Genomic DNA, 24,099 nt, shown 5'->3' on the forward strand with positions numbered 1-24,099 from the left:
TCAGATCTCGATCTTCGTACCGAGCTCGACGACGCGGTTCGCCGGAATCGAGAAGAAGTCGGTCGGCTTCGCGGCGTTCTGGTGCATCCACGCGAACACGCGCTCGCGCCAGATCGACATCCCGGGCAGATGCGTCGGCACGACCGTTTCGCGCGCGAGGAAGAACGACGTGTCCATCAGCTCGAACGTCATGTCGTGCGTGCGGCCGAATTCCTCGAGCACGGCCTTCACGTCCGGCGTCTCGTTGAAGCCGTACTCGGCCTTGACGATGTACAGCCCGCCGCCCGCATCGCGCGAAGTCTGGCGCTTGTCGCCGCGGACGTAAGGAAAGTCGCGCGTGACGAACGTCAGGAAAATGGTCCGCTCGTGCAGCACCTTGTTGTGCTTCAGGTTGTGCAGCAGGCTGACGGGCACGAGCTTGTCGTTGCCGGTCAGGTAGATCGCGGTGCCCGACACCCGATGCGGCGGATGCGCAAGCAGCCCCTGCAGGAACGGCTCGAGCGGAATACCGTCGGCCGCCGTGCGTTCCTTGACGATGTGACGCCCCTTGTACCAGGTCATCAGCAGGAAGAACAGCAGCGCGCCGATGCCGAGCGGCAGCCAGCCGCCTTGCGCGACCTTCAGCAGGTTCGCGCCGAAAAAGCCGAGGTCGATCGCGAGAAACACCGCGATGATCGCGCCGACCAGCAACCGGTTCCAGTTCCACACCTTCACCATCACGACGCACGCGAGCACGGTCGTGATCACCATCGTCGCCGTCACCGCAATGCCGTACGCAGCCGCGAGGTTATCGGAGCTCTTGAAGCCGACCACGATACAGAGGATCACGAACAGCAGCAGCCAGTTCACGACCGGCACGTAGATCTGGCCGATCGCGAGTTCCGACGTGTGCAGCACCTTCATGCGCGGCACGTAGCCGAGCTGGATCGCCTGCGACGTCAGCGAATATGCGCCCGAGATCACGGCCTGCGACGCGATCACGGTCGCGACCGTCGACAGCACGACGAGCGGCAGCAGCCCCCACTCGGGCGCCAGCAGGAAGAACGGGTTTTCGATTGCTTTCGGGTTCTGGATCAGCAGCGCGCCCTGGCCGAAGTAGTTCAGCACGAGCGACGGCATCACGAGCCCGTATGCGGCGATCCGGATCGGCTTTGCACCGAAGTGGCCCATGTCCGCATAGAGCGCTTCCGCCCCGGTCAGCACCAGCACGACCGAGCCGAGCACGACGTAGGCCTGCAGCAGGTGGTCGGCCATGAACGATGCCGCGTAGTACGGGTTGACGGCCGCGATGATGCCCGGCACGCGAACGATGTGGTACACGCCGAGCGCTGCGATCACGACGAACCACAGGACCATGATCGGCCCGAACAGCTTGCCGACCAGCGCGGTGCCGTGGCGCTGGATCCAGAACAGCGCGATCAGGATCACGATCGTGATCGGCAGCACGAGATGGGACAGGTGCGGCGTCGCGATTTCGAGACCCTCGACCGCCGACATCACGGAGATTGCCGGCGTGATCACCGCGTCGCCGTAGAACATGCACGCGCCGAAGATCCCGAGCGCCATCAGCGCACCCGCGACCCGCGTTTTCGAGTCGAGCGGCCGCAGCGACAGCGCCATCAGCGCGAGCACGCCGCCTTCCCCGTTGTTGTCGGCCCGCATCACGAACAGCAGGTACTTGACGCCGACCACCAGGATGATTGCCCAGAACAGCAGCGAGATCACGCCGAGAATCGACCCCTCGGTGAGCGGAATGCCGTGGGCGGGGCTGAACGCCTCCTTCAGCGAGTACAGCGGGCTGGTGCCGATGTCGCCGAACACGACGCCGATGGCTGCTATCGCTAGCGCCCGCATCGAGTGTTGTTGCGTCGAATGCGGCGCGTGTGCGGCGTCGGTCGCGTGGGTCGTGTCGTTCATATGAAACGTAATAATCGGGTCCGGGTCGGACAAAACGAGCGCTATTCTACTCGCGCCCCCGTGAAACGCCGCCCTGCTCTGTTGCCGTGGAACCACGTGAGCCACACTGCGCATGCAATCCGGCGCGAGCTGTGGCAGGGGCTGCCATCATAGCCGGGGCCGCGCCGTCTGCCTACCGGATCCGCGGCACGCACCGCCCGGCGCACCCGGCGCGCCAATGAAAAACGGCGCCGCAAGCGGCGCCGTACAAGGCTTTCCTTCGATCGGGCAGGTGCTTACGCGCCCGAACCGTCGCGCTGCGCGCGACCGCGCTTGATCCACGCCTCGAGGTTGTGCGGACGAACCGTGTCCCACTCCTCGAACGGCTGGTGAATCCACGGATTCGTCGGCAGAAACTGCGTGTGATAGTCGGGCTTGACCTTCGAGCAACCCTTGTACCAGAGCACGGCCGAGCGCACGGCCGTCACGGACGGATAGCGCTCCTTCAGGTGCTCCTGCACGCGCGCGAGCGTGACGCCCGAATCGACGAGATCGTCGACCAGCAGCACGTTGCCCGCCAGATTGCCGCGCGTCATCGTGATGTACTGCGCGATGTCGAGCTCACCCTGCTCGGTGCCCGCCGCTTCCCGGTACGAGCTCGTCGCGAGAATCGCGAGCGGCACGTCGTAGATGCGCGACAGCTGATCACCGACACGCAGGCCGCCGCGCGCGAGGCACAGGATCTGGTCGAACTTCCAGCCCGAGGCGTGCACCTGGAGCGCGAGCAGCTCGATCAGACGGTGATACTCGTCCCAGCCCACCCAGAGGTTCTTGTCGTCGTTGCGCGGATCGGTCATCAAATCTGCCGCCGTCATCGAAATTTGCTGCGTCATCTGAGAATTACACCTTGAACGGATGGCGGAGCAGGATCGTTTCGTCGCGGTCCGGGCCCGTCGACACCATGTCGACCGGCACGCCAGCCACTTCCTGGACGCGGGACAGGTACGCCTGCGCGTTCGCCGGCAGCGCATCCCACGTCTTGATGCCGACCGTGCTTTCCTTCCAGCCGGGGAACGTTTCGTACACGGGTTCGCAACGCGCGACATCGGCTGCGCCGCGCGGCAGGATGTCCACATCCTTGCCGTCGATCTTGTAGCCGACGCACAGCTTGACTTCGTCGAGGCCGTCGAGCACGTCGAGCTTCGTCATGCACAGGCCCGACACGCCGTTGATCTGGATCGAACGGCGCAGCGCAGCGGCGTCGAGCCAGCCCGTGCGGCGCGGACGGCCGGTGACCGAGCCGAATTCCTTGCCGACGTTCGCGAGCGTGACGCCAACCTGGTCCTGACGCTGCGGATTGTCCGCATCGTACAGTTCGCTCGGGAACGGGCCCGAACCGACGCGCGTGCAATACGCCTTCGTGATGCCGAGGATGTAGTTGAGCTTCTGCGGACCGACGCCCGCGCCAGCCGACGCCGCACCCGCGACGCAGTTGCTCGACGTGACGAACGGATAGGTGCCGTGATCGATGTCGAGCAGCGTGCCTTGCGCGCCTTCGAACAGCAGGTTCTGACCCGCGTTGTTCGCGTCGTACAGGCGACGCGATACGTCTGCCACCATCGGCTTCAGGCGGTCGGCATAGCCGAGCATCGTGTCGAGCGTGGCCTGGAAATCGACGGCCGCGCCGCCCAGGTACTGGGTCAGGACGAAGTTGTGGAAATCGAGGTTTTCGCGCAGGCGGTCGGCGAAGGTCTTCGCGTCGAACAGGTCCTGCACGCGCAGCGCGCGGCGGCCGACCTTGTCTTCGTACGCAGGGCCGATGCCGCGGCCCGTCGTGCCGATCTTGCCCGCGCCCTTGCGCGCTTCGCGTGCCTGGTCGATCGCGATGTGGTACGGCAGGATCAGCGTCGTGGCTTCGGAGATGAACAGACGGTCGCGCACGTTCACGCCGGCTTCTTCGAGCTCGCCGATTTCCTTGAACAGTGCTTCGGGGGACAGGACGACGCCGTTGCCGATGTAGCAGGCGACGCCTTCACGCATGATGCCCGACGGAATGAGGCGCAAGATCGTTTTCTTGCCGCCGATGATGAGGGTGTGGCCGGCGTTGTGACCGCCCTGGAAACGCACGACGCCCTGAGCGTGGTCCGTCAGCCAGTCGACGATCTTGCCCTTGCCTTCATCACCCCATTGCGTTCCCACGACGACGACATTGCGCCCGGGAGTCACGTTCACTGCGCTGGCAGACATGTTGATTCGTTAGCTGGTTAAAAACGTATTCTACCTATGTTCGCGGGCGATTCCGAATTTTTCCGTTTCGCTTCAACGATATGCACGCCGAAGCACGGCCCGCGAACGCCTGTTTATCGGGGTTCGACCACCCATGCACCGTTGCGCTCGACGAGCGAACGGTCGCACGCGAACTCGTCGAGCACGTGATCGTGACCCGGCAGTGCCTGGATCACGACCTCGCCCGCATCGCGCAGCGCGGCGACGGCCGCGCCCAGCGCATCGTCCTGCGCCCACGGCGCGAGGATCGCGGTGCCGCGCGCCTCGACCGGCGAAATCCGCGCGAGCTCGCGCAGGTCGAGCGAGAAGCCCGTTGCCGGGCGGGCACGGCCGTACGCCTGCCCCACGTGGTCGTAACGGCCGCCGCGTGCGATCGCGTTCGGCACGCCGTCGATGTACGCGCTGAACATCGCACCGCTGTGGTACGCGTAGCCGCGCAGGTCGGCGAGATCGATCGCGACTTCGGCGCCCTTCGCTTGCGCCGCGAGCTGCGCCAGATCGTCGAGCGCCCGCGTGATTTCGGGCAGGACCGGCAAGCGTGCGCGCGCCTCGGCGAGCACGCTCGCGTCGCCGTAGAGGTTCGGCAGTGCGCGCAGCGCGGCACGCGTATCGGCGCCGAGATCGTCGGTGAGTTCGTTCAGGAGCGGCACGTCCTTGCCCGACAGCGCGTCGTACAGCGACTCGCCACGCTCGGCGGCCTGCGCGTCGCGCGCCAGCAGCGCCGCGAGCACGCCCGCGTGGCCGAGGTCGAGGCGGATGCGCGACAGGCCCGCGAGATGCAGCGCGTCGAGCATCAGCTGCTGGATCTCGAGGTCGGCTTCCAGCCCGGCATGCCCGTAGATTTCGGCGCCGATCTGGATCTGCTCGCGCGTCGCGTGCAGGCCGCGCGGACGCGTATGCATCACGTGGCCCGCATAGCAGAGACGCGTCACGCCCTGACGGTTCAACAGGTGCGCGTCGATCCGTGCCACCTGCGGCGTCATGTCCGCGCGCAGGCCGAGCGTGCGGCCCGACAACTGGTCAACCAGCTTGAAGGTGCGCAGACGAAGGTCCGCGCCACCGCTCGTCAGCAGCGACTCGAGATACTCGAGCAGCGGCGGCATCACCATTTCGTAGCCGTACGAACGGAAGCGGTCGAGCAGCCTGCGACGCAGCTCCTCGATCTTGCGCGCTTCCGACGGCAGTACGTCGGCGATATTCTCGGGAAGTAACCAGGTCGACATCGGTACGGTCCTACGACGGGGAACGGCGCGCGACACACGCGCCGCGAGTTGAAATCGGAACTTCGGAATCGGGCGGAACGGAACGGCGGATGCGCCTTCCGGATCAGGTGGCGAGCAGCAGCAGCACGAGCCCGAGCGCCATCACGATCAGCCCGCCGATCCGGATATGATGCGGCGGCCGCTCAGCTATTCTACGAAACGTGTCGCGCCAGGCGACGGGAAACACGAAGGGAAACGCCCCCTCGATGATCAGCATCAGCGCTACTGCGAGCAACAACGAGCCAGCCAGGTCCATGCGAGCGACGGCGCCGCTCGACGCGGCGCCCCAAGGTCAATGTTTGCGGGGAGCAGGTGCCGCCGGTGCGGCACCGCCCGTCGGGCTGCGCATGAAGCGGAAGAACTCGCTGTCAGGATCGACGACGATGATGTCGTTGCGCTTGAACGTGTTCCGGTAGGCCTGCAGGCTCGCGTAGAACTGATAGAACTGCGGATCGCGGCCGAACGCATCGGCGGCAATCGTCGCGGCCTTCGCGTCGCCCTCGCCCTTGATCGTCTGGGCGGACTTGTACGCGTTCGCGAGCACGGCCTGCTGTTCGCGTTCGGCGTCGGCCTTGATCTGCTCGACGTCGGACGCACCTTGCGCGCGCACCTGTGCAGCCTGATCGCGCAACGCGCCGATCATCCGTTGGTAGACGGCATCCGTCTGCGCGGCCGGCAGGTCGACGCGCGTCAGCTGGACGTCGACCACATCGACGCCGAAACCGGACGCTTTCGCCTTCGCCGCATCGCGGGCCGCATCGGCGATCGCGCGCTGGCCACCGAGCGCATCGTCGAGCGCGCGCGTACCGAACGCGTCGCCGAGCGCACTCTTCAGCGCGCCGGACAGCCGTTCGGTCGCCGCCGCCGGGTCGCCGCCCGTCGCGGTGAAATACTTCATCGGATCGCTGATCCGATACTTCGCCGCATACGCGACGAGCAGGTCGTGCTTGTCTTCGGTTGCCAGTTGCAGCGGATCGGACGACTCGAGCGACTGCAGGCGCGTGTCGATCAGCGTGGCCGTCTGCAGCGGCGGCGGCAGCTTGAAATGGATGCCGGGGCCTGCGAGTTCGGGCTGCGCGCCGTCGCGGCCCGACAGCACGGCCGTATGGCGCGGATCGACGGTCAGGACCGTCGACGACGCCGCGAAGGCAACGATCACGATTGCGACGACGAGCGCAATGATTCGGTTCATGTTCTGCGCTCCCCGTTACTTCGTATCGTCTTCGCGCGACCGGCTGCGAAACGCTTCACGCGATCGCAGCACATCGACGCCCGATGTCGCGGCGGCCGGTGCGGCGCTCGCGGGCACAGCTGCGGCTGCCGCCGGCGCCACGGCCGCCGGTGCCGACGCCGCGTCGGGCGCGGACGCGCCGGTCGACGCTGCGGCGTTTTGCCGCCCCTGCTCGACGAGCTTGTCGAGCGGCAGGTACACGACGCTGTTGCCGCCCTTGTTGCCGACGAACACCTTCGTCGCGTTCGAATAGATTTCCTGCATCGTCTCGAGGTACATCCGCTCGCGGATCACCGCGGGCGCCTTCGAGTACTGCGCGTAGACCTGCTTGAAGCGGTCGGCGTCGCCTTCGGCCTGCGTGACCACGCGATCGGCGTAGGCCTTCGCTTCGTCGACGAGCTTCGCGGCATCGCCCTGCGCCTTCGGCAACAGATCGCTTGCATACGCCTGCGCGGCACGCTTGGCGGCCTCGCGCTCGTCGCGCGCCTTCGCGACTTCGGCGTAGGCAGCCTGCGTCTGCTCCGGCGCCGCGACGCTCTGCATCGTGACGGCCGTCACTTCGAGGCCCGACTGGTAGCGGTCGAGATCGCGCTGGATCGCGGCGGAAAGCTGCTCGCGCAGCGCGTCGCGGTCCTGGTTCAGCATGTCGGCCGCGCTGCGCGTGCCGACGATCGCGCGCACCGCGGCCTGCGCGGCCTGCGACACGCTGCGTTCGGGATCGATGCTGCGGAACAGGTAGTCGGTCGCCGAACGGATCCGGTACTGGACGATGAAACGCACGTCGACGATGTCGGCGTCGCGCGTCAGCATCGCGGCTTCCTTCACGTTCGCGAGACGCACGACATTGTTGCGGCCGATCTCGATCGAGCGGACCTGCGACGTGTCGACGATCTCGTGCGACGCGAACGGATACGGCGCGCGCCAGTGCACGCCCTGGCCGACCGTGCCCGACAGCTTGCCGAGCTGCAGCACGACGCCTGTCTGGCCCTCCTGCACGACGAACAGCCCGCTGCCTGCATAGACTGCGACCAGCACGCCGATCACAATGCCGACGCCGACGCGTGCAGCCCGCCCGTTGTCAGGACGGAAGCCGTTGCCGCCCTTGCCGCCGAAAAGGCCGCTCAAGCGCCGGTTGAAGTTGCGCCACATCTCGTCGAGATCGGGCGGACCATCGCCGTCGCCGCCTTGCGGACGCTTCGATTCGTTCGGACGCGGACGGGATCCGTCCTTGCCATTGCCTTCGCCGCGTCCCCAGCGGGGATCGTTGATCGACAGCAAGGCGCGCATCCGCCGCCAGGTACTCCGCTCGTTGTATTCGTTCACCAGAGTTTGTTCACCAGATAAGACGCCGGCGAACCGGCCGGGACCGGTTAGCGCCCGTGTTCGGAAATCGTGTGGTCTTCGTGTGGTTCTGCGGGTGCGCCGTCGAGCGCGCCGCTGGGTAACGTCGCACTGGAGAGGTGTTCCGCGGAGGCGATTTCGGCGATGGCGGCACGCAACGTATCAAGACCCTGACCGGTGCGCGCGCTCAAAAAGACGCGCGAAATATTACCATATTCGTCCCGCTCGACCGCGTCGCCGCGGGCCGCCAGCTCGGGCACGGCGTCGATCTTGTTGAACACCAGCACCTGCCGGATCGTGTCCGCGCCGATCTCGTGCAGCACGCCGTTGACCTGCTCGATCTGCTCGAGCCTGACCGCGCTCGACGCATCGACCACATGCAGCAGCAGATCCGCGTGGATCGTTTCCTCGAGGGTCGCGCGGAAGGCCGCGACGAGCTGGTGAGGCAGCTCGCGGATGAACCCGACCGTATCGGACACGACGATCTGGCCGACCTCGTCGCCGAGGTACACGCGCCGCGACGTCGTATCGAGCGTGGCGAACAGCTGGTCGGCCGCGTAAGCCTGTGCTTTCGTCAGCGCATTGAACAGCGTCGACTTGCCTGCGTTCGTATAGCCGACGAGCGACACCGACATCGTGCCGCTGCGCGCGCGCTGCCGACGCTGCGTGCTGTGCTGCCGGCGCAGCCGGTCGAGCCGCGACTTCAGCATCTTGATGCGCTCGCCGATCAGCCGGCGGTCGGTTTCGAGCTGCGTTTCGCCGGGGCCGCGCAGGCCGATACCGCCCTTCTGCCGTTCAAGGTGGGTCCACGCACGAATGAGCCGCGTCGACAGGTATTGCAGCTGCGCGAGTTCGACCTGCAGCTTGCCTTCGTGGCTGCGGGCGCGCTGCGCGAAGATATCGAGGATGAGGCTCGTGCGATCGACCACACGCCTGTTAAGTGCCTGCTCCAGATTGCGTTGCTGGGCCGGCGCCAGGGCGTGGTTGAAGATGACGATTTCGACGTTGTGCGCGTCGCACGCAAGCCGTAGTTCTTCGGCTTTGCCGCTGCCAATGAACATCTTGGCATCGGGACTGGCGCGACGACCCGTGAGGGTGACGGCGGGACGGGCCCCCGCGCTGGAGGCGAGAAGACTGAGTTCTTCGAGACTGGCTTCGAAATCGGTCTTGCCGAAATCGATGCCGACGAGCGCTGCGTTGATCAAATTATCGGGTGTCAAGATAAGGCGGCTGGCATCGGTCGCTCGCGGCGACCGGATGCCGGCCGCTGCGATAGGTTAGGACGTGGTGGCTTCCGCGTCCGGGTGGAAATTCACCGGACGCGCCGGCACGACCGTCGAGATGGCGTGCTTGTAGACCATCTGGGTCACCGTATTACGGAGCAACACGACGTACTGGTCGAACGATTCAATGTTCCCTTGAAGCTTGATGCCGTTGACGAGGTAGATCGAAACGGGAACGTGCTCTTTGCGCAGTGCGTTCAAAAACGGGTCTTGTAACAATTGCCCTTTGTTGCTCATGGCGTACTCCATCTTTTTTTGCAGGTTGATCTGGATTGGCGGCGAAGAAAAAGAGATCCGGCGCCAATCGCTACACTATAGCCGATTTTGCCTGCCCCGCCCGGGGCGTAGGCCTTGCGGCCTACCCTTGCGGGGCGTGCTTCAGCCCTTGTCCGCGTACGGGTTGTTCGACGAACGGAACTCTATGCGCAATGGAGTCCCGGTCAGCGAGAAAGTTTCGCGGAACCGGTTTTCGAGGTAGCGTTTGTAGGTTTCCGTGACCGCGTCGAGCGCGTTGCCGTGGATGACGATCAGCGGCGGATTCTGGCCGCCCTGGTGCGCATAGCGCAGCTTCGGACGCACCGGGCCGCGACGGCGCGGCTGCTGGAATTCGACGGCCTCGATCAGCGCGCGCGTGAGCTTCGGCGTCGGCAGCTTCGCCATCGCCGCTGCGTACGCGTCATCAACCGAGCGCATCAGCGCGCCAATGCCCGTCTTCTTCGCAGCCGAAATGAAGTGCGACTTCGCGAAGTCGAGGAATTTCAGCTTGCGGGTCAAATCCGCTTTCGCGCGGTCGCGCGCGTGTTCGTCGAGACCGTCCCACTTGTTGACGCCGATCACGAGCGCACGGCCCTGCTCGACGACGAAGCCGGCGATGTGCGCGTCCTGGTCCGAAATATCCTGCTGCGCATCCAGCAGAAGAATGACGACGTTCGCATCGGAGATCGACTGCAGCGTCTTCACCACCGAGAACTTCTCGATCGCCTCGAACACCTTGCCGCGACGCCGCAGGCCGGCCGTGTCGATCAGCGTGTATTTCTTGCCGTTACGTTCGAAGTCGACGTAGATCGAATCGCGCGTCGTACCCGGCATGTCGAACGCGATCACGCGATCCTCGCCGATCAGCGCGTTCACGAGCGTCGACTTGCCGACGTTCGGACGGCCGACGATCGCGATCTTGATGCCGCGCGACGGGTCGTTCTCGTCCTCTTCCTCCGGGCGGTCGGCGTAAGCAACCTCCAGCGCCTCGTTGATCATGTCGGTCACGCCGTCGCCGTGCGCGGCCGAAATCGCGCGCGGGTCGCCGAGCCCGAGCTCGTAGAAGTCGGCCGCGACCGACGTGTACTTCATCCCCTCGGCCTTGTTGACGACGAGGAAGATCGGCCGGCCGGTCTTGCGCAGGTAGTCGGCGATCGACTTGTCCTGCGGCGCGAGCCCGTTGCGGCCGTCGACGATGAAGACGACGATGTCGGCTTCCTCGACGGCCTGCCGCGTCTGGCGCGCCATTTCGTGCAGGATGCCGTCCTTCGCGACGGGTTCGAAGCCGCCCGTATCGACGACCAGGTACGGGCGTTCGCCGACGCGCCCTTCGCCGTAATGGCGATCGCGCGTCAGGCCCGGCAAGTCGGCGACCAGCGCATCGCGCGAACGCGTGAGCCGGTTGAACAGCGTGGATTTCCCCACATTGGGGCGCCCAACGAGGGCAATGACCGGTTTCATCTGTGTTTTCTACGGTGAAGCGCAGCAGCGGGAGGCCCGCTGCTGCGGGCGGCTGCGCTGAATGAAAATATCACGAATTCGCGCCGCCTCGGATGCGCGCGCCCGGCGCGCGTTGCGCGCCGTCGTCTTTCGTCTCGAACTGCCTTTCAAATACCGAGCGGCCGGGAACACCGGCCGCCCTCATGCTGCACGGCCGGGGCGCGCGGGACAAGCCCGCCGCGCCCCGGCCGCACCTGTTTTTCCTGCGCGTCAGCGCGGACGGAACCCGTACAGGCCGCCGTCCTTCGTCTGCACCACGAGCGTATTGCCCGCGAGGACCGGCGCCGCTGCAATCGCGCTGCCGTCGGTCTTCATCCGGGCGATGAAGCTGCCGTCTTCGCGCGACAGGAAGTGCACGAAGCCCTTGTAATCGCCCATCACGACCGCGTGCCCGAGCAGGTACGGCACGCCGACGTCACGGCTCTTCAGCTTGTCGTTGCGCCACAGCTGGTTGCCCGAGGCCGCGTCGTACGCGGTCACGACCGACCAGTCGTCGCCGCCGGCGACCACCGAATCGTCCTGAGCGAGACCGCTGCGGCTCGAGAACGGCTTTTCCCACAGCGCACGGCCCGAGTTCGCATCGAAGCAGCCGAGCTGACCCTGGAACGTCACCGCGCAGGCTTCCGCACCCACGAGCGTCGGCGGGCCGCTGACATCATTGATGCGCTCGACCTCGGTCACGCCCTTCGGGAACGACACCGGGGTCTGCCAGAACGGCTCGCCCGTCTGCAGGTTGATCGCAACGAGACCGCCGCCCGGGAAGCCTGCCAGCACGGCCGCATCCCCCGCGAACGTCATGCCGGCCGACACGCGCAGATTCAGCGGCACCGCACGGTTGCGGTAGTTCCACTTCTGTTCGCCCGTCTGCGCGTTGAACGCGATCACCTGGCCGTCGATCGTGCGGACGACCACGAGGCCGTTGCCGACGAGCGGCGGCGAGAAGATCTCGCCCTGCACTGCCGTCTTCCACAGTTGCTTGCCGTCCGGGCCCAGCACGAACACACCGCCCTTCAGTGCGCCGACCGCAGTCAGGTTGCCGTCGCTGCCGACACCGGCCGACAGGTCCGAACCGACCTTCGAGCGCCAGATGGTCTGGCCCGTCTTCGCATCGATCTTCTCGACCGAACCGTTTTCGCCCGCCGCAAAGACGGCGTCGCCCACGGCCACCGGCGAGAACAGGTAGCGCCCACCCTTGCCGACGCTCGCCTTCCAGACCTGTTGCACGTCCATGACGGGCTTGAACTCGGTGAGCGGCGTCGGCACGCGGCGCGCGTCCTTCGACGACGAGCAGGCCGCCAAAGCGAGGACAGCCGCCGCGCAGGCAACGGGCACAGCGTAACGTTTCAGCAAATTCATCGGTTAGCGAAGCAGAGTTAAGAGGTTGAGGGGACCGGGAGTCAGCCGCCGAGCGCGTCCAGCTTGAACTGCACGAGCTGGCGCGCAGACTGGTCGTCCTTCGACAGGCCGTCGAGTGCGAGCTTGTAAGCGGCGCGCGCATCGTCGGTCTTGCCTTGCGCAGCCAGCAGATCGCCACGACGATCGGCCACGAGGCCCTTGAATGCATCGACCGTCGTACCCGACAGCAGCGCGAGGCCCGCGTCGTACGCCTTTTCGTCGAGCAGCAGCGACGCGAGACGCAGCTTCGCGATCTGCTTGTACTCGTCGTCCTTGGCGTGATCGACGGCCCATTGCAGCTGCGCCTTCGCGCCTGCGGTGTCGCCGGCCGCATACAGCGTCTTCGCGGCCGCGAGCGCCGTCATCTGCGCATACGGCGTGCTGCCGAACTTGTCTTCCATGTCGCCGGCCGCGCGGGCCATCGTCGCCTTGTCGTTCGCGGCGGCGGCCTTCTGAACCTGCTCGTACAGCCCGGACGCCTCGGCGGCCTGACGGCGCTGCCAGTAGTTCCAGCCGTTGAAACCGGCCGCGACGACGAGCGCCGCGAGCACGATCCACGTGGTGAGGTTGCCCCAGCGGGCCCACCACGCCTTGAGACTTTCAATCGATTCTTGTTCGTCGTGATAACTCATCGGCGAGCGATTCCTTCCTGTTCAGGCTTTTCTTGTCGAGCGGATGCCAGCGCGATCAGTCGTCGCCGTCTTCGGCGGATGCAACCATCGCATTGATTAGGAATTCGGTCAAGCTTTCGACCGGTACGGTCTGCTGAACGTTCTTTTCCCCTTCCGCACCCGCACCGCGCAACGCTTTCACGCCCACCGTGCCGTTCGCGACCTCTTCTTCGCCGAAGATCACCGCGAACGCGGCGCCGCTTGCGTCGGCCCGCTTCATCTGCGACTTGAAGCTCGCCGTCGCGCCGTCGGCGCTGCAGTGGAAGATCACGTCGAGGCCCGTATCGCGCAGGCGCTCGGCCGCGATGAACGCCTGTTCGCGCGCCGTGTCGCCCTGGTGCACGACGTACACGTCGACGCCTTCCTGCTCGGGTGCGAGATCCTCTTCCTTCAGCAGCTCGAGGATGCGCTCGATGCCCATCGCCCAGCCGCACGCGGCGGTCGGCTTGCCGCCGAGCTGCTCGATCAGCGGATCGTAGCGACCGCCGGCCGCAACCGTGCCCTGCGCGCCGAGCTTGTCGGTCACCCACTCGAACACGGTCAGGTTGTAGTAATCGAGGCCGCGCACGAGACGCGGGTTGATCTTGAACGGAATGTTGTTCGCGAGCAGCAGGCGCTGCAGCCCTTCGAAGTGCGCGCGCGATTCTTCACCGAGGAAGTCGATCAGCTTCGGCGCGTTCTGCGCGATTTCCTGCAGCGCGGGATTCTTCGTGTCGAGCACGCGCAGCGGATTCGTATACAGACGGCGCTTGGCGTCCTCGTCGAGCACGTCGGCGAACTGCTCGAGGTACTTGATCAGCTCGACGCGGTGTGCGGCGCGCTCTTCGGCGAGGCCGAGCGAGTTGATCTCGAGCTTGATGCCGGTCAGGCCGAGGTCGTCCCACAGGCGCTGGCACATCATGATGATCTCGGCATCCGCATCGGGGCCCGCGAAGCCGAGCGCCTCGACGCCGACCTGGTGGAACTGGCGATAGCGGCCGCGCTGCGGACGCTCGTGACGGAACATCGGGCCGATGTACCACAGGCGCTTCGGGCCGTCGTACAGCATGTTGTGCTCGATCGACGCGCGCACGACGGCCGCGGTGTTTTCCGGGCGCATCGTCAGGTTCTCGCCGTTCAGCGCGTCGGTGAAGCTGTACATCTCCTTCTCGACGATGTCGGTGACTTCGCCGATGCCGCGCGTGAAGAGCTGCGTGTGTTCGACGATCGGCGTGCGGATGTTCTGGTAGCCGTACGCGCGCAGCAGCGATTTCACGGTAGCTTCGAAGAATTCCCACAGGCCGGCATCCTGCGGAAGGATGTCGTTCATGCCTTTGACGCCGGTGAGCTTCTCGATCTTGCGTTTCTGTTCAGTCATCGTTCGTGTGTGTGGACGAATTAGTTCAGGGCCTCGGTGCGGCCGTAATTGCGTGCGACGTAGTCGCTGACGATCTGCTGGAATTCCTCGGCGATCCGCTCGCCGCGCAGCGTCTTGACCTTCTCGCCGTCGATGAAGACGGGGGCGGCCGGGTTCTCGCCCGAACCCGGCAGGCTGATGCCGATGTTCGCGTGCTTCGATTCACCCGGGCCGTTGACGATACAGCCCATCACCGCGACGTTCATCTTCTCGACGCCCGGATATTCCTTGCGCCAGACCGGCATCTGCTCGCGCAGATAGGTCTGGATCTGCATCGCGAGTTCCTGGAACAGCGTGCTCGTCGTGCGGCCGCAGCCCGGGCACGCGATCACCATCGGCGCGAACGAGCGCAGGCCCATCGTTTGCAGGATTTCCTGGCCGACGATCACTTCACCCGTGCGCGATGCGCCCGGCTCCGGCGTCAGCGAGATGCGGATCGTGTCGCCGATCCCTTCCTGCAGCAGCACGCCGAGCGCGGCCGTCGATGCGACGATGCCCTTCGAGCCCATGCCGGCCTCGGTCAGCCCGAGGTGCAGCGCAAAGCCGCAGCGGCGGCCGAGCTCGCGGTACACGGCGATCAGGTCCTGCACGCCGCTGACCTTGCACGACAGCACGATGCGGTCGCGGCCGAGGCCGAGTTCGACCGCACGTTCGGCCGAGCCGATCGCCGACTGGATCAGCGCTTCGTACATCACGCTTTGCGCGCCCCACGGCTGCGCACGCGCACCGTTCTCGTCCATCATGCGCGCGAGCAGGTCCTGGTCGAGGCTGCCCCAGTTCACGCCGATTCGCACGACCTTGTCGTATTTGGCCGCGGCCTCGATCATCAGCGCGAACTGCGTATCGCGTTTCGCGCCCTGGCCGACGTTACCCGGGTTGATCCGGTACTTCGACAGCGCTTCCGCGCAGCCCGGGTAATCGCGCAGCAGCAGGTGGCCGTTGTAGTGGAAATCGCCGACCAGCGGCACGGTCACGCCCATCCGGTCGAGCTGCTCGCGGATCGCCGGCACGGCGGCCGCGGCCTCGGGCGTGTTGACCGTGATGCGCACCAGTTCGGAGCCTGCGTTCGCGAGTTCCTTGATCTGGATCGCCGTGCCGATCGCGTCGGCCGTGTCGGTATTCGTCATCGACTGCACGCGCACCGGCGCGTCGCCGCCGATCGTCACGAGTTGCCCGCCCCAGCGGACATCCACCGCATGCGATACGCGGCGCGGCTGATGCCCGCCGAACACCGGCTCGGTTGAACAAATCTGACTGCTGCGTGGGGATTGAGCTTCGGATTGCATCGATAGATCCATTTACGCGGAATGCGCCGCGACGCGGCGCATGAATTGAAAAAGCGCCGTGCCCGCACGGCCTGCCGATATCGACGACAGGCCTTCGCCACGGCGCTTGACGTCAGGGCAACGTGAACCGTGCCACATTACCCCGCGCTGCCGAATATTTTGCCGGATCGACAGGTTTTCCGTCGAACGCGACTGCGTCGAGGCCTGCCTTGTTGCCGATCGTGACCTTGAACGGCCCGTCGCCGGCGACCTGCTTCGTTTCGCCAGCCCGCACCATCGCCGAGAACAGCTCCTTGCCGTTCTTGTCGCGCACGCTGAACCAGCAATCCTGCTTGACCTTCAGTTCGACCATCGACTGGCCTGCCGCGGCCACGACGCTCGCCGGCTGCGCCGGCGCGGCAGCGCTTGCCGCCGTCGTTGCCACGACGGGCTGCGACGCAGCAGCAGCCGCAACCGGCGCCACGGGCGCCGGGACAGCGGATGCAATCGCCTGCACCGCCGGGGCGGCCGAAGCGGCCGCCGGGGCCGGAACCTCATTGGCGGTGACAGCCGATGCGCCGCTCGAGGCAGCCTCTTCGACCGACGACGAGGATGCCGCCGACGCACTCGCGGCCGACGCGTGCTCCGTGTCGCCGCCCTTGAAGCGCGCGAGCAGGCTCGACGAATCGCCGCCAGTGTGCCACATCAGTACGGCGACCACCGCGACGACGACGATCGCCGTTCCCCACAGCCACGGATGGTGGCGCGACGAACCGCCCAGCGGAATCGACACGCGGCCGCGCGGCAGATCCGTCCCCGACGACGCGGGCATCGACAGATCGACTTCCGGCACCCCGCGCTCACGGCGCAGCGCCTGCGCGAACGGCTCCGGATCGACGCCGAGCATCTTCGCGTAACTGCGCACGACACCGAGCGCGAACGTCACACCGGGCAAATGGCTGATGTCGCCGGCCTCGAGTGCCCGGAGCTTCTGCGGTGCGACCTTGAGTCGCGCCGATACGTCGTCGACCGACCAGCCCTTCGTCTCCCGAAGCTGCGCCAGCCGGCTGCCGACCGCCGCCAGCGATTCCAGTCCCGCCGGTGCCGGCTTCGCGGCATTCGTCTCTGCGCCGTTAGTCGGCTGCGGCTCACTCATCCTTGTCCTCGCGTCGATTCTTCTTCACTGGCGGCCGCCGCCGGCTCCCGCCGGCCCGCGTCCGCAACTGTTCATACCATGCGCGGCGCCGAGGCGCCGCGACCGATCGCTATTCGCGTGCTGTACCGCCAAAAGGTTCGGGCATCCCCGTCAAACCGCCCGAACTTCGATGATTTTTCCTGCTGCGCCCGTTCGTTCCGCGAGGCGCGTGCGGTCCTTCACGGCGCCGGCCAACTGGCCGCACGCAGCGTCGATGTCGTCGCCGCGCGTCTTGCGCACGGTCGTGACGACACCCGCGTCGATGAGGACCTGTGCAAAACGCTTGATCTGCTCCGGCTTCGAGCGGATGAGGCCCGATTCCGGAAACGGATTGAACGGGATCAGGTTGAACTTGCACGGCACGTCGCGCGTGACGGCCAGCAGTTCGCGCGCATGCGCTTCGGTGTCGTTGACGCCGTCGAGCATGCAGTATTCGAAAGTGATGAAGTCGCGCGGCGCGACTTTCAGATAACGCTGGCACGCAGCCATCAGCTCACGCAGCGGATACTTCTTGTTGAGCGGCACCAGCTCGTCGCGCAGCGCGTCGTTCGGCGCGTGCAGCGAAACGGCCAGCGCGACCGGCAGCTCGGCGCCGAGGCGGTCCATCATCGGCACCACGCCCGACGTGGACAGCGTGACGCGGCGGCGCGACAGGCCGTACGCGTTGTCGTCGAGCATCAGCCGCATCGCGGGCACGACCGCGCTGTAGTTCAGGAGCGGCTCGCCCATGCCCATCATCACCACGTTGGTGACGACCCGTTCGGCCTTGCCGTTCGGACCGGGCGCGCGGCCCAGCGACGCTCGCAATGCAAATTCGGCCATGCGGAGCTGGCCGATGATTTCGGCTGTCGACAGGTTGCGGGAAAAGCCCTGCTTGCCCGTCGAACAGAAGCGGCAGTTGACCGCGCACCCGGCCTGCGACGACACGCACAGCGTGCCGCGCGTTTCTTCCGGGATGAACACGGTTTCGACCGCATTGCCGTTTCCGACGTCGATCAGCCACTTGCGCGTGCCGTCGGTGGAAACGTGATCGCTGGCGATATCGGGCATCACGATCGATGCGCGGCCCTTGAGCTTTTCTCTCAGGGACTTCGCAAGATCGGTCATGCCGTCGAAATCGCCGGCGTTGTACTGGTGGATCCAGCGCTGCAACTGCTTGGCGCGGAACGGCTTCTCGCCAAGGCTGCCGCAGTACGCGACAAGACCCTCGGCATCGAAGTCGAGAAGATTGACGGAAGTTTCGCTCGTCATGATGTGCTGCCTTGCCGCGTGCGCTGAATCCGGCCTACTTGCTGTCAGCCAGGGCTTAACGCGAGTAAACGTTCATTTCCGGGAAGAAGAAAGCGACTTCGACCGCTGCCGTTTCAGCCGCGTCCGAGCCGTGCACCGCGTTCGCGTCGATGCTGTCGGCGAAATCGGCGCGGATCGTGCCCTTTTCTGCCTTCTTCGGATCCGTTGCGCCCATCAGGTCGCGGTTCTTCAGGATCGCGCCTTCACCTTCCAGGACCTGGATCATCACCGGGCCCGAGATCATGAAATCGACGAGGTCCTTGAAGAACGGACGTGCAGCGTGAACCGCGTAGAACTTCTCTGCGTCAGCGCGCGACAGGTGCGCCATGCGCGATGCGATGATCTTCAGGCCGGCGCCTTCGAAACGGCTGTAGATCTGGCCGATCACGTTCTTTGCCACCGCATCCGGCTTGATGATCGACAGGGTGCGCTCGATTGCCATAAAAACTCCAAAAAATTAAGAAGTTACAGGTTCAAATGAATCCGCTATTGTAGCACGATCCCGTGTATCATTGCGATTGAACCCTTACACGAATGAAAGGTTCAGAATCCATATGTTTTGTGCCGCACGGCCATTGAAACCTCCCGGCACGGAACGTATCTTAGCCATAGCTGCTCCGGTTTGCTGCGCCGCACACCGCGTGTGCCGAACCGGCCCCGGACGCCCACGCGTTCAATGTTAGGAGAAACCATGAACGACTATCCGTACAATTTCGGCCGCGGCGGTTCCGTCAGCACCGCCGAGGTTCGCAACCGCGTGCTGCGGAACACGTACTGGCTGCTCGCGCTATCGATGGTACCGACCGTGCTGGGCGCCTGGGTCGGCGTCGCGACGGGCTTCTCGCTGTTCGCGGCCACGAGCCCGATGATGAGCCTGCTCGCATTCTTCGCGATCGCGTTCGGCTTCATGTTCGCGATCGAGCGGACGAAAAACAGCGCGGCCGGCGTGTTCGTGCTGCTCGGCTTCACGTTCTTCATGGGCCTGATGCTGTCGCGGCTGCTGAGCTTCATCCTCGGCTTCTCGAACGGCCCGTCGCTGATCATGCTCGCGTTCGGCGGCACCGGCATCATCTTCGCCGCGATGGCAACGATCGCCACCGTCAGCAAGCGCGATTTCTCGGGTCTCGGCAAGTGGCTGTTCATGGGCGTGATCGTGATCCTGCTCGCCTCGGTCGCGAACATCTTCCTGCAGCTGCCGGCGCTGATGCTCACCGTGTCGGTGCTCGCAATCGCGATCTTCTCGGCCTACATGCTGTTCGACGTCCAGCGCGTCGTGAACGGCGGCGAGACGAACTACATCTCGGCCACGCTCGCGATCTACCTCGACCTGTACAACGTGTTCACGAACCTGCTTGCCCTGCTCGGCATCTTCGGCGGCAACCGCAACTGACGCTCGCCACGCCTCAGGAAAAAACCGGCCCTCGGGCCGGTTTTTTTACGTCCGCCGCCCGGCTCAGTCGCGCTCGAACAGCGCGATCGATTCGACGTGCGACGTATTCGGGAACATGTTGACGACACCGGCACCCTTGAGCCGGTAACCGGCCTCGTGCACGAGCAGGCCCGCGTCGCGCGCGAGCGTCGACGGGTTGCACGACACGTAGACGATCCGCTTCGGCAGCGGGCCTTCGCCGCTCTGCGCGATCTCGGCCAGCGCCTTCGACACCGCGAGCGCGCCTTCGCGCGGCGGGTCGATCAGGAACTTGTCGAAGGCGCCGAGCGCGCGCAGGTCGTCGCCCGTCACTTCGAACAGGTTCCGGCAGGCGAACGTCGTGTGGCCGTCGACACCGTTCTCGCGCGCATTCGCCAGCGCGCGCGTCGTCAGCGTGTCGCTGCCCTCGATACCCATCACTTCGCGCGACAGCCGCGCGAGCGGCAGCGTGAAGTTGCCGATCCCGCAGAACAGGTCGAGCACGCGGTCGTCGCGCGACGGCGCGAGCAGGCGTAGCGCGCGGCCCACCAGCACGCGGTTGATCTGGTGATTGACCTGCGTGAAGTCAGTCGGCTTGAACGGCATGCGGATGCCGAATTCCGGCAGCGTGTAGTCGAGCGATACGTCGAGCGGGTAGAACGGCGTCACCGTGTCCGGGCCCTTCGGCTGCAGCCAGAACTGCACCTTGTGCTCGTCGGCGAACGCACGCAGCAGCGCTTCGTCGTCCGCGTTGATCGGCTCCAGCACGCGCAGCACGAGCGCCGTGACTTCCGAGCCGACCGCGAGTTCGATCTGCGGCATGCGATCGCGGATCGACAGCCCTTCGACGAGCCGGCGCAGCGGCACCAGCATCGCCGACACGTGCGGCGGCAACACTTCGCAGCTCGTCATGTCGGCAACATAGCTGCTCTTCTTCTCGTGGAAGCCGACCAGCACGCCGCCCTTCTTCGCCACGTTGCGCACGGTCAGGCGCGCACGATAGCGATAACCCCACGACGGGCCGTGGATCGGCGCGAACATCGTTTCCGCGCGCAGCTTCGCCAGGTGCCACAGGTTGTCCTCGAGCACACGCTGCTTGACCGCCACCTGCGCGCGCATGTCGAGATGCTGCATCGAGCAGCCGCCGCAGGTGCCGAAGAACTTGCATTTCGGCTGCGTGCGCATCACGCTCGGGCGCAGAATGTCGACAACCGTCGCCTGCTCGTAGCTGGGCTTGCGGCGGTAGCTCGAATAGGTCACGCGCTCGCCCGGCAACGCGCCTTCGACGAAGATGACCTTGCCCGGCTCGCCGTCCTCGGTGATCGTGCGGCCGACACCGCGCGCTTCCATGTCGAGCGATTCGATCTCGAGAACCGGGGCGGGCCCGGGCGCGACGGGCGCATTTTTCGATTTGCGCGCAGAAGTGGGGACGGCTTCGGACACCAGCTTTTCCTGACAAACGTTGAAGAAGGCGAGATTGTAGACGACGCAGGCCCGTATCGCGCGCTTTGGATCGGGCAAGCGGCGACACTTGCACATGGACGGCCCTGCGTGGCGCTCGCACGGCCGTTCACGCGACTTCGGGAGGCGCCCGCCCCGGCATGCCGCGGAACCGGCCGGGGCAAGCCCTCGGGCCCGCATCCGCCCGACAGGAGATTCGACCATGCGACTGATCGACTGGAACATCCAATGGGGTCGGGACGCGGACGGCATCGTCGACCTTTCCCGAACCGTCTCGGCGATCCAGCGCCTCGGCGATTTCGACGTGCTGTGCCTGCAGGAGGTCACGCGCGGCTTCGGCGCGCTGCCCGGCGGCCCCGGCCCCGACCAGTTCGCCGAACTCGCGGCGCGGCTGCCCGGCTACACGATCATCGAAGCGATCGGCGCCGACTTGCCGGCGATCGAACCGGGCGCTCCGCGCCGCCAGTTCGGCAACGCGATCGCGACGCGGCTGCCGGCCGGACGCGTGCTGCGCCAGTTGCTGCCGTGGCCGGCCGACGCCGGCGCGCCGTCGATGCCGCGCGTCGCGCTCGACGTCGAGGTGCAGGCGCCGTTCGGGCCGTTGCGCGTGGTCACCACGCATCTGGAGTATTACTCGGCGCGCCAGCGGCTTGCGCAGGTCGGCGCGCTGCGCGACCGGCATCGCGAGGCCTGCGCGCACGCGGCATGCCCGGCGCCCGCCGAGACCGCCGAGGGGCCGTTCAGCGCGACCGGCCAGCCGCGCGATGCGATCGTCTGCGGCGATTTCAACAGCGCATTCGACAGCGATGCGTACCGGCGCTTCCTGGCGCCGATCGCCGACGCGCCGCGCTTCGTCGACGCGTGGGTCGCACGACACCCGGGCCGCACGCCGCCGCCGACGGCCGGCGTCCACGATACGGTGCAATGGTCGGAAGGGCCGCTCGCGTGCGACTTCGTGTTCGTGACCGACACGCTGCTGCCGCGCGTCATCCGCTGCGAGATCGACGGCGACGTGCGCGCGTCGGATCACCAGCCGGTGCTGCTCGAACTGGCCTGATCGCGCCGGTTGCGGCGCGGGCCGCCCGCGCTACGCGTCGAAGCCGGCCAGGTACTCGGCCCAGTGCGGCGCCGGTTCCAGCGCGAGCGCGTTCTTCACGATCAGGATCTCGTCCGCGTACTCGCTCGGCGTCAGGCCGCCGCGCATCAACTGGAACCGGCAGTACAGCAGGTAGGTGTTGACGACGTCGGTTTCGCAATAATTGCGGATTTCGTCGATCCGGCCATCCCGGAACGCCGGCCACACCTGGCTGCCATCCATCCCGAGCTTGCCCGGGAAGCCGCACAGCTTCGCCAGCGCGTCGAGCGGCGCATTTGCGCGCGCCTGATACATCGCGAGCACGTCCATCAGGTCGGTATGCCGCGAGTGATAGCGCGAGATGTAGTTGTTCCACTTGAATTCGCGGTCGTCCTCGCCGAGATCCCAGTAGCGGGTCGCGGGAATGCCGTGCACGAGCGCGCGGTAATGCAGCACCGGCAGATCGAAGCCGCCGCCGTTCCACGACACGAGCTGCGGTGTGTATTTCTCGATCACGCGGTAAAACGACTGGATCAGCGTCGCTTCGTTGTCCTGCGGCGTCCCGAGCGAGCGCACGCGAAAGCCGTTGTTGTCGCGGAACACGCACGAGATCGCCGCGATCCGCTGCAGGTGGTGCGGCAGGAAATCGCCGCCGGTCTTCTCGCGGCGCGCAGCGAACGCGTGTTCGGCCACCGCGGCATCGTCGAGCGTCGCAGGCAGGTCTTCCAGACGGCGAATGCCGTCGACATCGGGAATCGTCTCGATGTCAAAAACGAGAATCGGAGTCATCAGTTACAGAACGGCGTCCTTGCGCACGCCGTTGGAGGCAAAGAACCGCTTGAGGCGCACCAGCGCTTCCTGCTGGATCTGCCGCACGCGCTCGCGCGTGAGCCCCATCTCGTCGGCCAGCTCCTCGAGCGTCGCCGGTTCGATGTGGTTCAGGCCGAAGCGGCGCTCGATCACATGCCGGTGCTTGTCGGACAGCCGCGACAGCCACGCGCGCGTCAGCGTTTCGAGCTCGCGGTGCTGCACCTCGGCGTCGGGCGACTGGCTCTGGTCGTCGGGCAACAGGTCGAGCAGGCTGCTCGCGGGATCGAGATCGAGCGGCGCGTCGAGCGACGCCGTGTGTTCGTTGAGCGCAAGGATATCGGTGACTTCCTCGGCGGTCTTGCCGGTGAGATAGGCGATATCGTCGATACTGGCTTCGCGGCGCTCGGCCGCCTCGCCCGTCGACATCGAATTCTTTTCGAGGTGGCGCTTCGCGCGCAGCACCTGGTTCAGTTCGCGGATCACGTGCACGGGCAGGCGCACCGTGCGGGCCTGGTTCATGATCGCCCGCTCGATGCTCTGCCGGATCCACCATGTCGCGTAGGTCGAGAAACGGAAACCGCGCGTCGGGTCGAATTTCTCGATCGCGTGCATCAGGCCGAGGTTACCCTCCTCGATCAGGTCGAGCAGCGGCACGCCGCGGTTCAGGTACCCCTTCGCGATGCTGACGACGAGACGCAGGTTGCGCTCGATCATCACCTGCCGGGCCTCGAATTCGCCGGCCTTCGCGAGGCGGGAATAGCGCTGCTCTTCCTCGACGGTCAGCAGCGGCTTCACGCTGATCCGGTTCAGGTAATGCTGAATCGTGTCGGCCGTGAGCTCGGCTTGCAGGATCGTGCGGAAATCGTCGACGTCGGGCGCTGCTTCCGAACGCCCTTCGCGCTCGTCGTCGCCACCGTCCGCGTCCGACTCGGCGTCACGTGCCTCGAGATCACGTTCGTTTTCCGCGACGTCGTCTTCGTCGTCCGTCGAAGCACCCGATCGCCCCACCGATGCTTGCGTGGCACGACTGATCTTCTCAGACTCGGCTTGCGGCTCGTGGCGCTTCGATTTCGGCATGG

General features: G+C 65.9%; 22 protein-coding genes. 2 read left to right on the top strand and 20 right to left on the bottom strand.

Going from position 1 to position 24,099, the window contains the following annotated elements; translation table 11 throughout:
• The 17 genes from OHZ10_RS09650 to ndk all read right to left on the bottom strand — a co-directional run bounded on the left by OHZ10_RS09650 (position 1) and on the right by ndk (position 18,708).
• Positions 1–1,917, bottom strand: a complete 1,917-nt coding sequence (locus OHZ10_RS09650; protein WP_342702242.1) for a potassium transporter Kup — start codon at positions 1,915–1,917, stop codon at positions 1–3.
• A 275-nt stretch (positions 1,918–2,192) separates the two neighbouring features.
• Positions 2,193–2,789, bottom strand: coding sequence for a phosphoribosyltransferase (locus OHZ10_RS09655; protein WP_059234022.1), 597 nt, complete (start codon positions 2,787–2,789; stop codon positions 2,193–2,195).
• A gap of 7 nt (positions 2,790–2,796) precedes the next feature.
• On the bottom strand, positions 2,797–4,143 hold the full coding sequence (locus OHZ10_RS09660; protein ID WP_059234021.1) for an adenylosuccinate synthase: 1,347 nt from the start codon (positions 4,141–4,143) through the stop codon (positions 2,797–2,799).
• A gap of 113 nt (positions 4,144–4,256) precedes the next feature.
• Positions 4,257–5,405, bottom strand: coding sequence for an ATP phosphoribosyltransferase regulatory subunit (locus OHZ10_RS09665; RefSeq protein ID WP_059234020.1), 1,149 nt, complete (start codon positions 5,403–5,405; stop codon positions 4,257–4,259).
• 103 nt (positions 5,406–5,508) lie between these two features.
• On the bottom strand, positions 5,509–5,700 hold the full coding sequence (locus OHZ10_RS09670) for a DUF2065 domain-containing protein (protein ID WP_009687995.1): 192 nt from the start codon (positions 5,698–5,700) through the stop codon (positions 5,509–5,511).
• A gap of 36 nt (positions 5,701–5,736) precedes the next feature.
• Positions 5,737–6,636 (bottom strand): protease modulator HflC, encoded by a 900-nt coding sequence (gene hflC / locus OHZ10_RS09675; RefSeq protein ID WP_174994117.1) that lies wholly within the window; start codon positions 6,634–6,636, stop codon positions 5,737–5,739.
• A gap of 15 nt (positions 6,637–6,651) precedes the next feature.
• Positions 6,652–7,998, bottom strand: coding sequence for an FtsH protease activity modulator HflK (gene hflK, locus OHZ10_RS09680; RefSeq protein WP_342702245.1), 1,347 nt, complete (start codon positions 7,996–7,998; stop codon positions 6,652–6,654).
• 47 nt (positions 7,999–8,045) lie between these two features.
• The gene (gene hflX, locus OHZ10_RS09685) at positions 8,046–9,221 is read right to left on the bottom strand and encodes a GTPase HflX (RefSeq protein ID WP_174994142.1); all 1,176 of its coding nucleotides are present in this window, start codon (positions 9,219–9,221) and stop codon (positions 8,046–8,048) included.
• 72 nt (positions 9,222–9,293) lie between these two features.
• Complete coding sequence (gene hfq / locus OHZ10_RS09690; protein ID WP_006754897.1) at positions 9,294–9,536, bottom strand: RNA chaperone Hfq; 243 nt, start codon at positions 9,534–9,536, stop codon at positions 9,294–9,296.
• A 141-nt stretch (positions 9,537–9,677) separates the two neighbouring features.
• A complete protein-coding gene (gene der / locus OHZ10_RS09695) occupies positions 9,678–11,015 on the bottom strand; it encodes a ribosome biogenesis GTPase Der (RefSeq protein WP_059234015.1) in 1,338 nt (445 codons plus the stop codon).
• Positions 11,016–11,264: 249 nt separating this feature from the next.
• On the bottom strand, positions 11,265–12,410 hold the full coding sequence (bamB, locus tag OHZ10_RS09700) for an outer membrane protein assembly factor BamB (RefSeq protein WP_059234014.1): 1,146 nt from the start codon (positions 12,408–12,410) through the stop codon (positions 11,265–11,267).
• A 41-nt stretch (positions 12,411–12,451) separates the two neighbouring features.
• Complete coding sequence (locus OHZ10_RS09705; protein ID WP_059234013.1) at positions 12,452–13,081, bottom strand: tetratricopeptide repeat protein; 630 nt, start codon at positions 13,079–13,081, stop codon at positions 12,452–12,454.
• 55 nt (positions 13,082–13,136) lie between these two features.
• Positions 13,137–14,477 (bottom strand): histidine--tRNA ligase, encoded by a 1,341-nt coding sequence (gene hisS, locus OHZ10_RS09710; protein ID WP_059234012.1) that lies wholly within the window; start codon positions 14,475–14,477, stop codon positions 13,137–13,139.
• Positions 14,478–14,497: 20 nt separating this feature from the next.
• Positions 14,498–15,802 carry a flavodoxin-dependent (E)-4-hydroxy-3-methylbut-2-enyl-diphosphate synthase gene (gene ispG, locus OHZ10_RS09715; RefSeq protein ID WP_059236726.1) on the bottom strand — a complete coding sequence of 435 codons (1,305 nt, stop codon included), beginning with the start codon at positions 15,800–15,802 and terminating at the stop codon, positions 14,498–14,500.
• 112 nt (positions 15,803–15,914) lie between these two features.
• The gene (locus OHZ10_RS09720; RefSeq protein WP_174994119.1) at positions 15,915–16,937 is read right to left on the bottom strand and encodes a helix-turn-helix domain-containing protein; all 1,023 of its coding nucleotides are present in this window, start codon (positions 16,935–16,937) and stop codon (positions 15,915–15,917) included.
• Positions 16,938–17,087: 150 nt separating this feature from the next.
• Positions 17,088–18,227 (bottom strand): 23S rRNA (adenine(2503)-C(2))-methyltransferase RlmN, encoded by a 1,140-nt coding sequence (rlmN, locus tag OHZ10_RS09725; protein ID WP_011549686.1) that lies wholly within the window; start codon positions 18,225–18,227, stop codon positions 17,088–17,090.
• A gap of 55 nt (positions 18,228–18,282) precedes the next feature.
• On the bottom strand, positions 18,283–18,708 hold the full coding sequence (gene ndk / locus OHZ10_RS09730) for a nucleoside-diphosphate kinase (protein ID WP_017332230.1): 426 nt from the start codon (positions 18,706–18,708) through the stop codon (positions 18,283–18,285).
• A gap of 249 nt (positions 18,709–18,957) precedes the next feature.
• Between ndk and OHZ10_RS09735 the strand changes: the two genes are divergently transcribed.
• A complete protein-coding gene (locus OHZ10_RS09735) occupies positions 18,958–19,656 on the top strand; it encodes a Bax inhibitor-1/YccA family protein (RefSeq protein ID WP_006761414.1) in 699 nt (232 codons plus the stop codon).
• A 63-nt stretch (positions 19,657–19,719) separates the two neighbouring features.
• Here OHZ10_RS09735 and rlmD read toward each other — a convergent pair whose 3' ends face one another.
• On the bottom strand, positions 19,720–21,117 hold the full coding sequence (gene rlmD, locus OHZ10_RS09740; RefSeq protein WP_256084957.1) for a 23S rRNA (uracil(1939)-C(5))-methyltransferase RlmD: 1,398 nt from the start codon (positions 21,115–21,117) through the stop codon (positions 19,720–19,722).
• A 220-nt stretch (positions 21,118–21,337) separates the two neighbouring features.
• Here rlmD and OHZ10_RS09745 point away from each other — a divergent pair, with 220 nt between their 5' ends.
• Positions 21,338–22,192 (top strand): endonuclease/exonuclease/phosphatase family protein, encoded by an 855-nt coding sequence (locus tag OHZ10_RS09745; RefSeq protein ID WP_342702251.1) that lies wholly within the window; start codon positions 21,338–21,340, stop codon positions 22,190–22,192.
• Between the two features lie 30 nt (positions 22,193–22,222).
• Here the strand turns inward: OHZ10_RS09745 and OHZ10_RS09750 are convergent, their stop codons facing one another.
• Positions 22,223–22,999: a 3'-5' exonuclease gene (locus tag OHZ10_RS09750; RefSeq protein WP_059234007.1), complete on the bottom strand. Its 777-nt coding sequence runs from the start codon at positions 22,997–22,999 to the stop codon at positions 22,223–22,225.
• Between the two features lie 3 nt (positions 23,000–23,002).
• The gene (rpoS, locus tag OHZ10_RS09755; RefSeq protein ID WP_059234006.1) at positions 23,003–24,097 is read right to left on the bottom strand and encodes an RNA polymerase sigma factor RpoS; all 1,095 of its coding nucleotides are present in this window, start codon (positions 24,095–24,097) and stop codon (positions 23,003–23,005) included.
• Positions 24,098–24,099 lie beyond the last annotated feature (2 nt).

Origin of the sequence: Burkholderia arboris (assembly GCF_038723655.1) — a bacterium.
Taxonomy (GTDB): Bacteria; Pseudomonadota; Gammaproteobacteria; order Burkholderiales; family Burkholderiaceae; genus Burkholderia; species Burkholderia arboris.

What these genes read in the sequence shown, in the direction of transcription:
- OHZ10_RS09650 (WP_342702242.1), bottom strand. Translation starts at nt 1,917, where the DNA reads ATGAACGACACGACCCACGCGACCGACGCCGCACACGCGCCGCATTCG.
- OHZ10_RS09655 (WP_059234022.1), bottom strand. Translation starts at nt 2,789, where the DNA reads ATGACGCAGCAAATTTCGATGACGGCGGCAGATTTGATGACCGATCCG.
- OHZ10_RS09660 (WP_059234021.1), bottom strand. Translation starts at nt 4,143, where the DNA reads ATGTCTGCCAGCGCAGTGAACGTGACTCCCGGGCGCAATGTCGTCGTC.
- OHZ10_RS09665 (WP_059234020.1), bottom strand. Translation starts at nt 5,405, where the DNA reads ATGTCGACCTGGTTACTTCCCGAGAATATCGCCGACGTACTGCCGTCG.
- OHZ10_RS09670 (WP_009687995.1), bottom strand. Translation starts at nt 5,700, where the DNA reads ATGGACCTGGCTGGCTCGTTGTTGCTCGCAGTAGCGCTGATGCTGATC.
- hflC (WP_174994117.1), bottom strand. Translation starts at nt 6,636, where the DNA reads ATGAACCGAATCATTGCGCTCGTCGTCGCAATCGTGATCGTTGCCTTC.
- hfq (WP_006754897.1), bottom strand. Translation starts at nt 9,536, where the DNA reads ATGAGCAACAAAGGGCAATTGTTACAAGACCCGTTTTTGAACGCACTG.
- der (WP_059234015.1), bottom strand. Translation starts at nt 11,015, where the DNA reads ATGAAACCGGTCATTGCCCTCGTTGGGCGCCCCAATGTGGGGAAATCC.
- bamB (WP_059234014.1), bottom strand. Translation starts at nt 12,410, where the DNA reads ATGAATTTGCTGAAACGTTACGCTGTGCCCGTTGCCTGCGCGGCGGCT.
- OHZ10_RS09705 (WP_059234013.1), bottom strand. Translation starts at nt 13,081, where the DNA reads ATGAGTTATCACGACGAACAAGAATCGATTGAAAGTCTCAAGGCGTGG.
- hisS (WP_059234012.1), bottom strand. Translation starts at nt 14,477, where the DNA reads ATGACTGAACAGAAACGCAAGATCGAGAAGCTCACCGGCGTCAAAGGC.
- ispG (WP_059236726.1), bottom strand. Translation starts at nt 15,802, where the DNA reads ATGCAATCCGAAGCTCAATCCCCACGCAGCAGTCAGATTTGTTCAACC.
- OHZ10_RS09720 (WP_174994119.1), bottom strand. Translation starts at nt 16,937, where the DNA reads ATGAGTGAGCCGCAGCCGACTAACGGCGCAGAGACGAATGCCGCGAAG.
- rlmN (WP_011549686.1), bottom strand. Translation starts at nt 18,227, where the DNA reads ATGACGAGCGAAACTTCCGTCAATCTTCTCGACTTCGATGCCGAGGGT.
- ndk (WP_017332230.1), bottom strand. Translation starts at nt 18,708, where the DNA reads ATGGCAATCGAGCGCACCCTGTCGATCATCAAGCCGGATGCGGTGGCA.
- OHZ10_RS09735 (WP_006761414.1), top strand. Translation starts at nt 18,958, where the DNA reads ATGAACGACTATCCGTACAATTTCGGCCGCGGCGGTTCCGTCAGCACC.
- OHZ10_RS09745 (WP_342702251.1), top strand. Translation starts at nt 21,338, where the DNA reads ATGCGACTGATCGACTGGAACATCCAATGGGGTCGGGACGCGGACGGC.
- OHZ10_RS09750 (WP_059234007.1), bottom strand. Translation starts at nt 22,999, where the DNA reads ATGACTCCGATTCTCGTTTTTGACATCGAGACGATTCCCGATGTCGAC.
- rpoS (WP_059234006.1), bottom strand. Translation starts at nt 24,097, where the DNA reads ATGCCGAAATCGAAGCGCCACGAGCCGCAAGCCGAGTCTGAGAAGATC.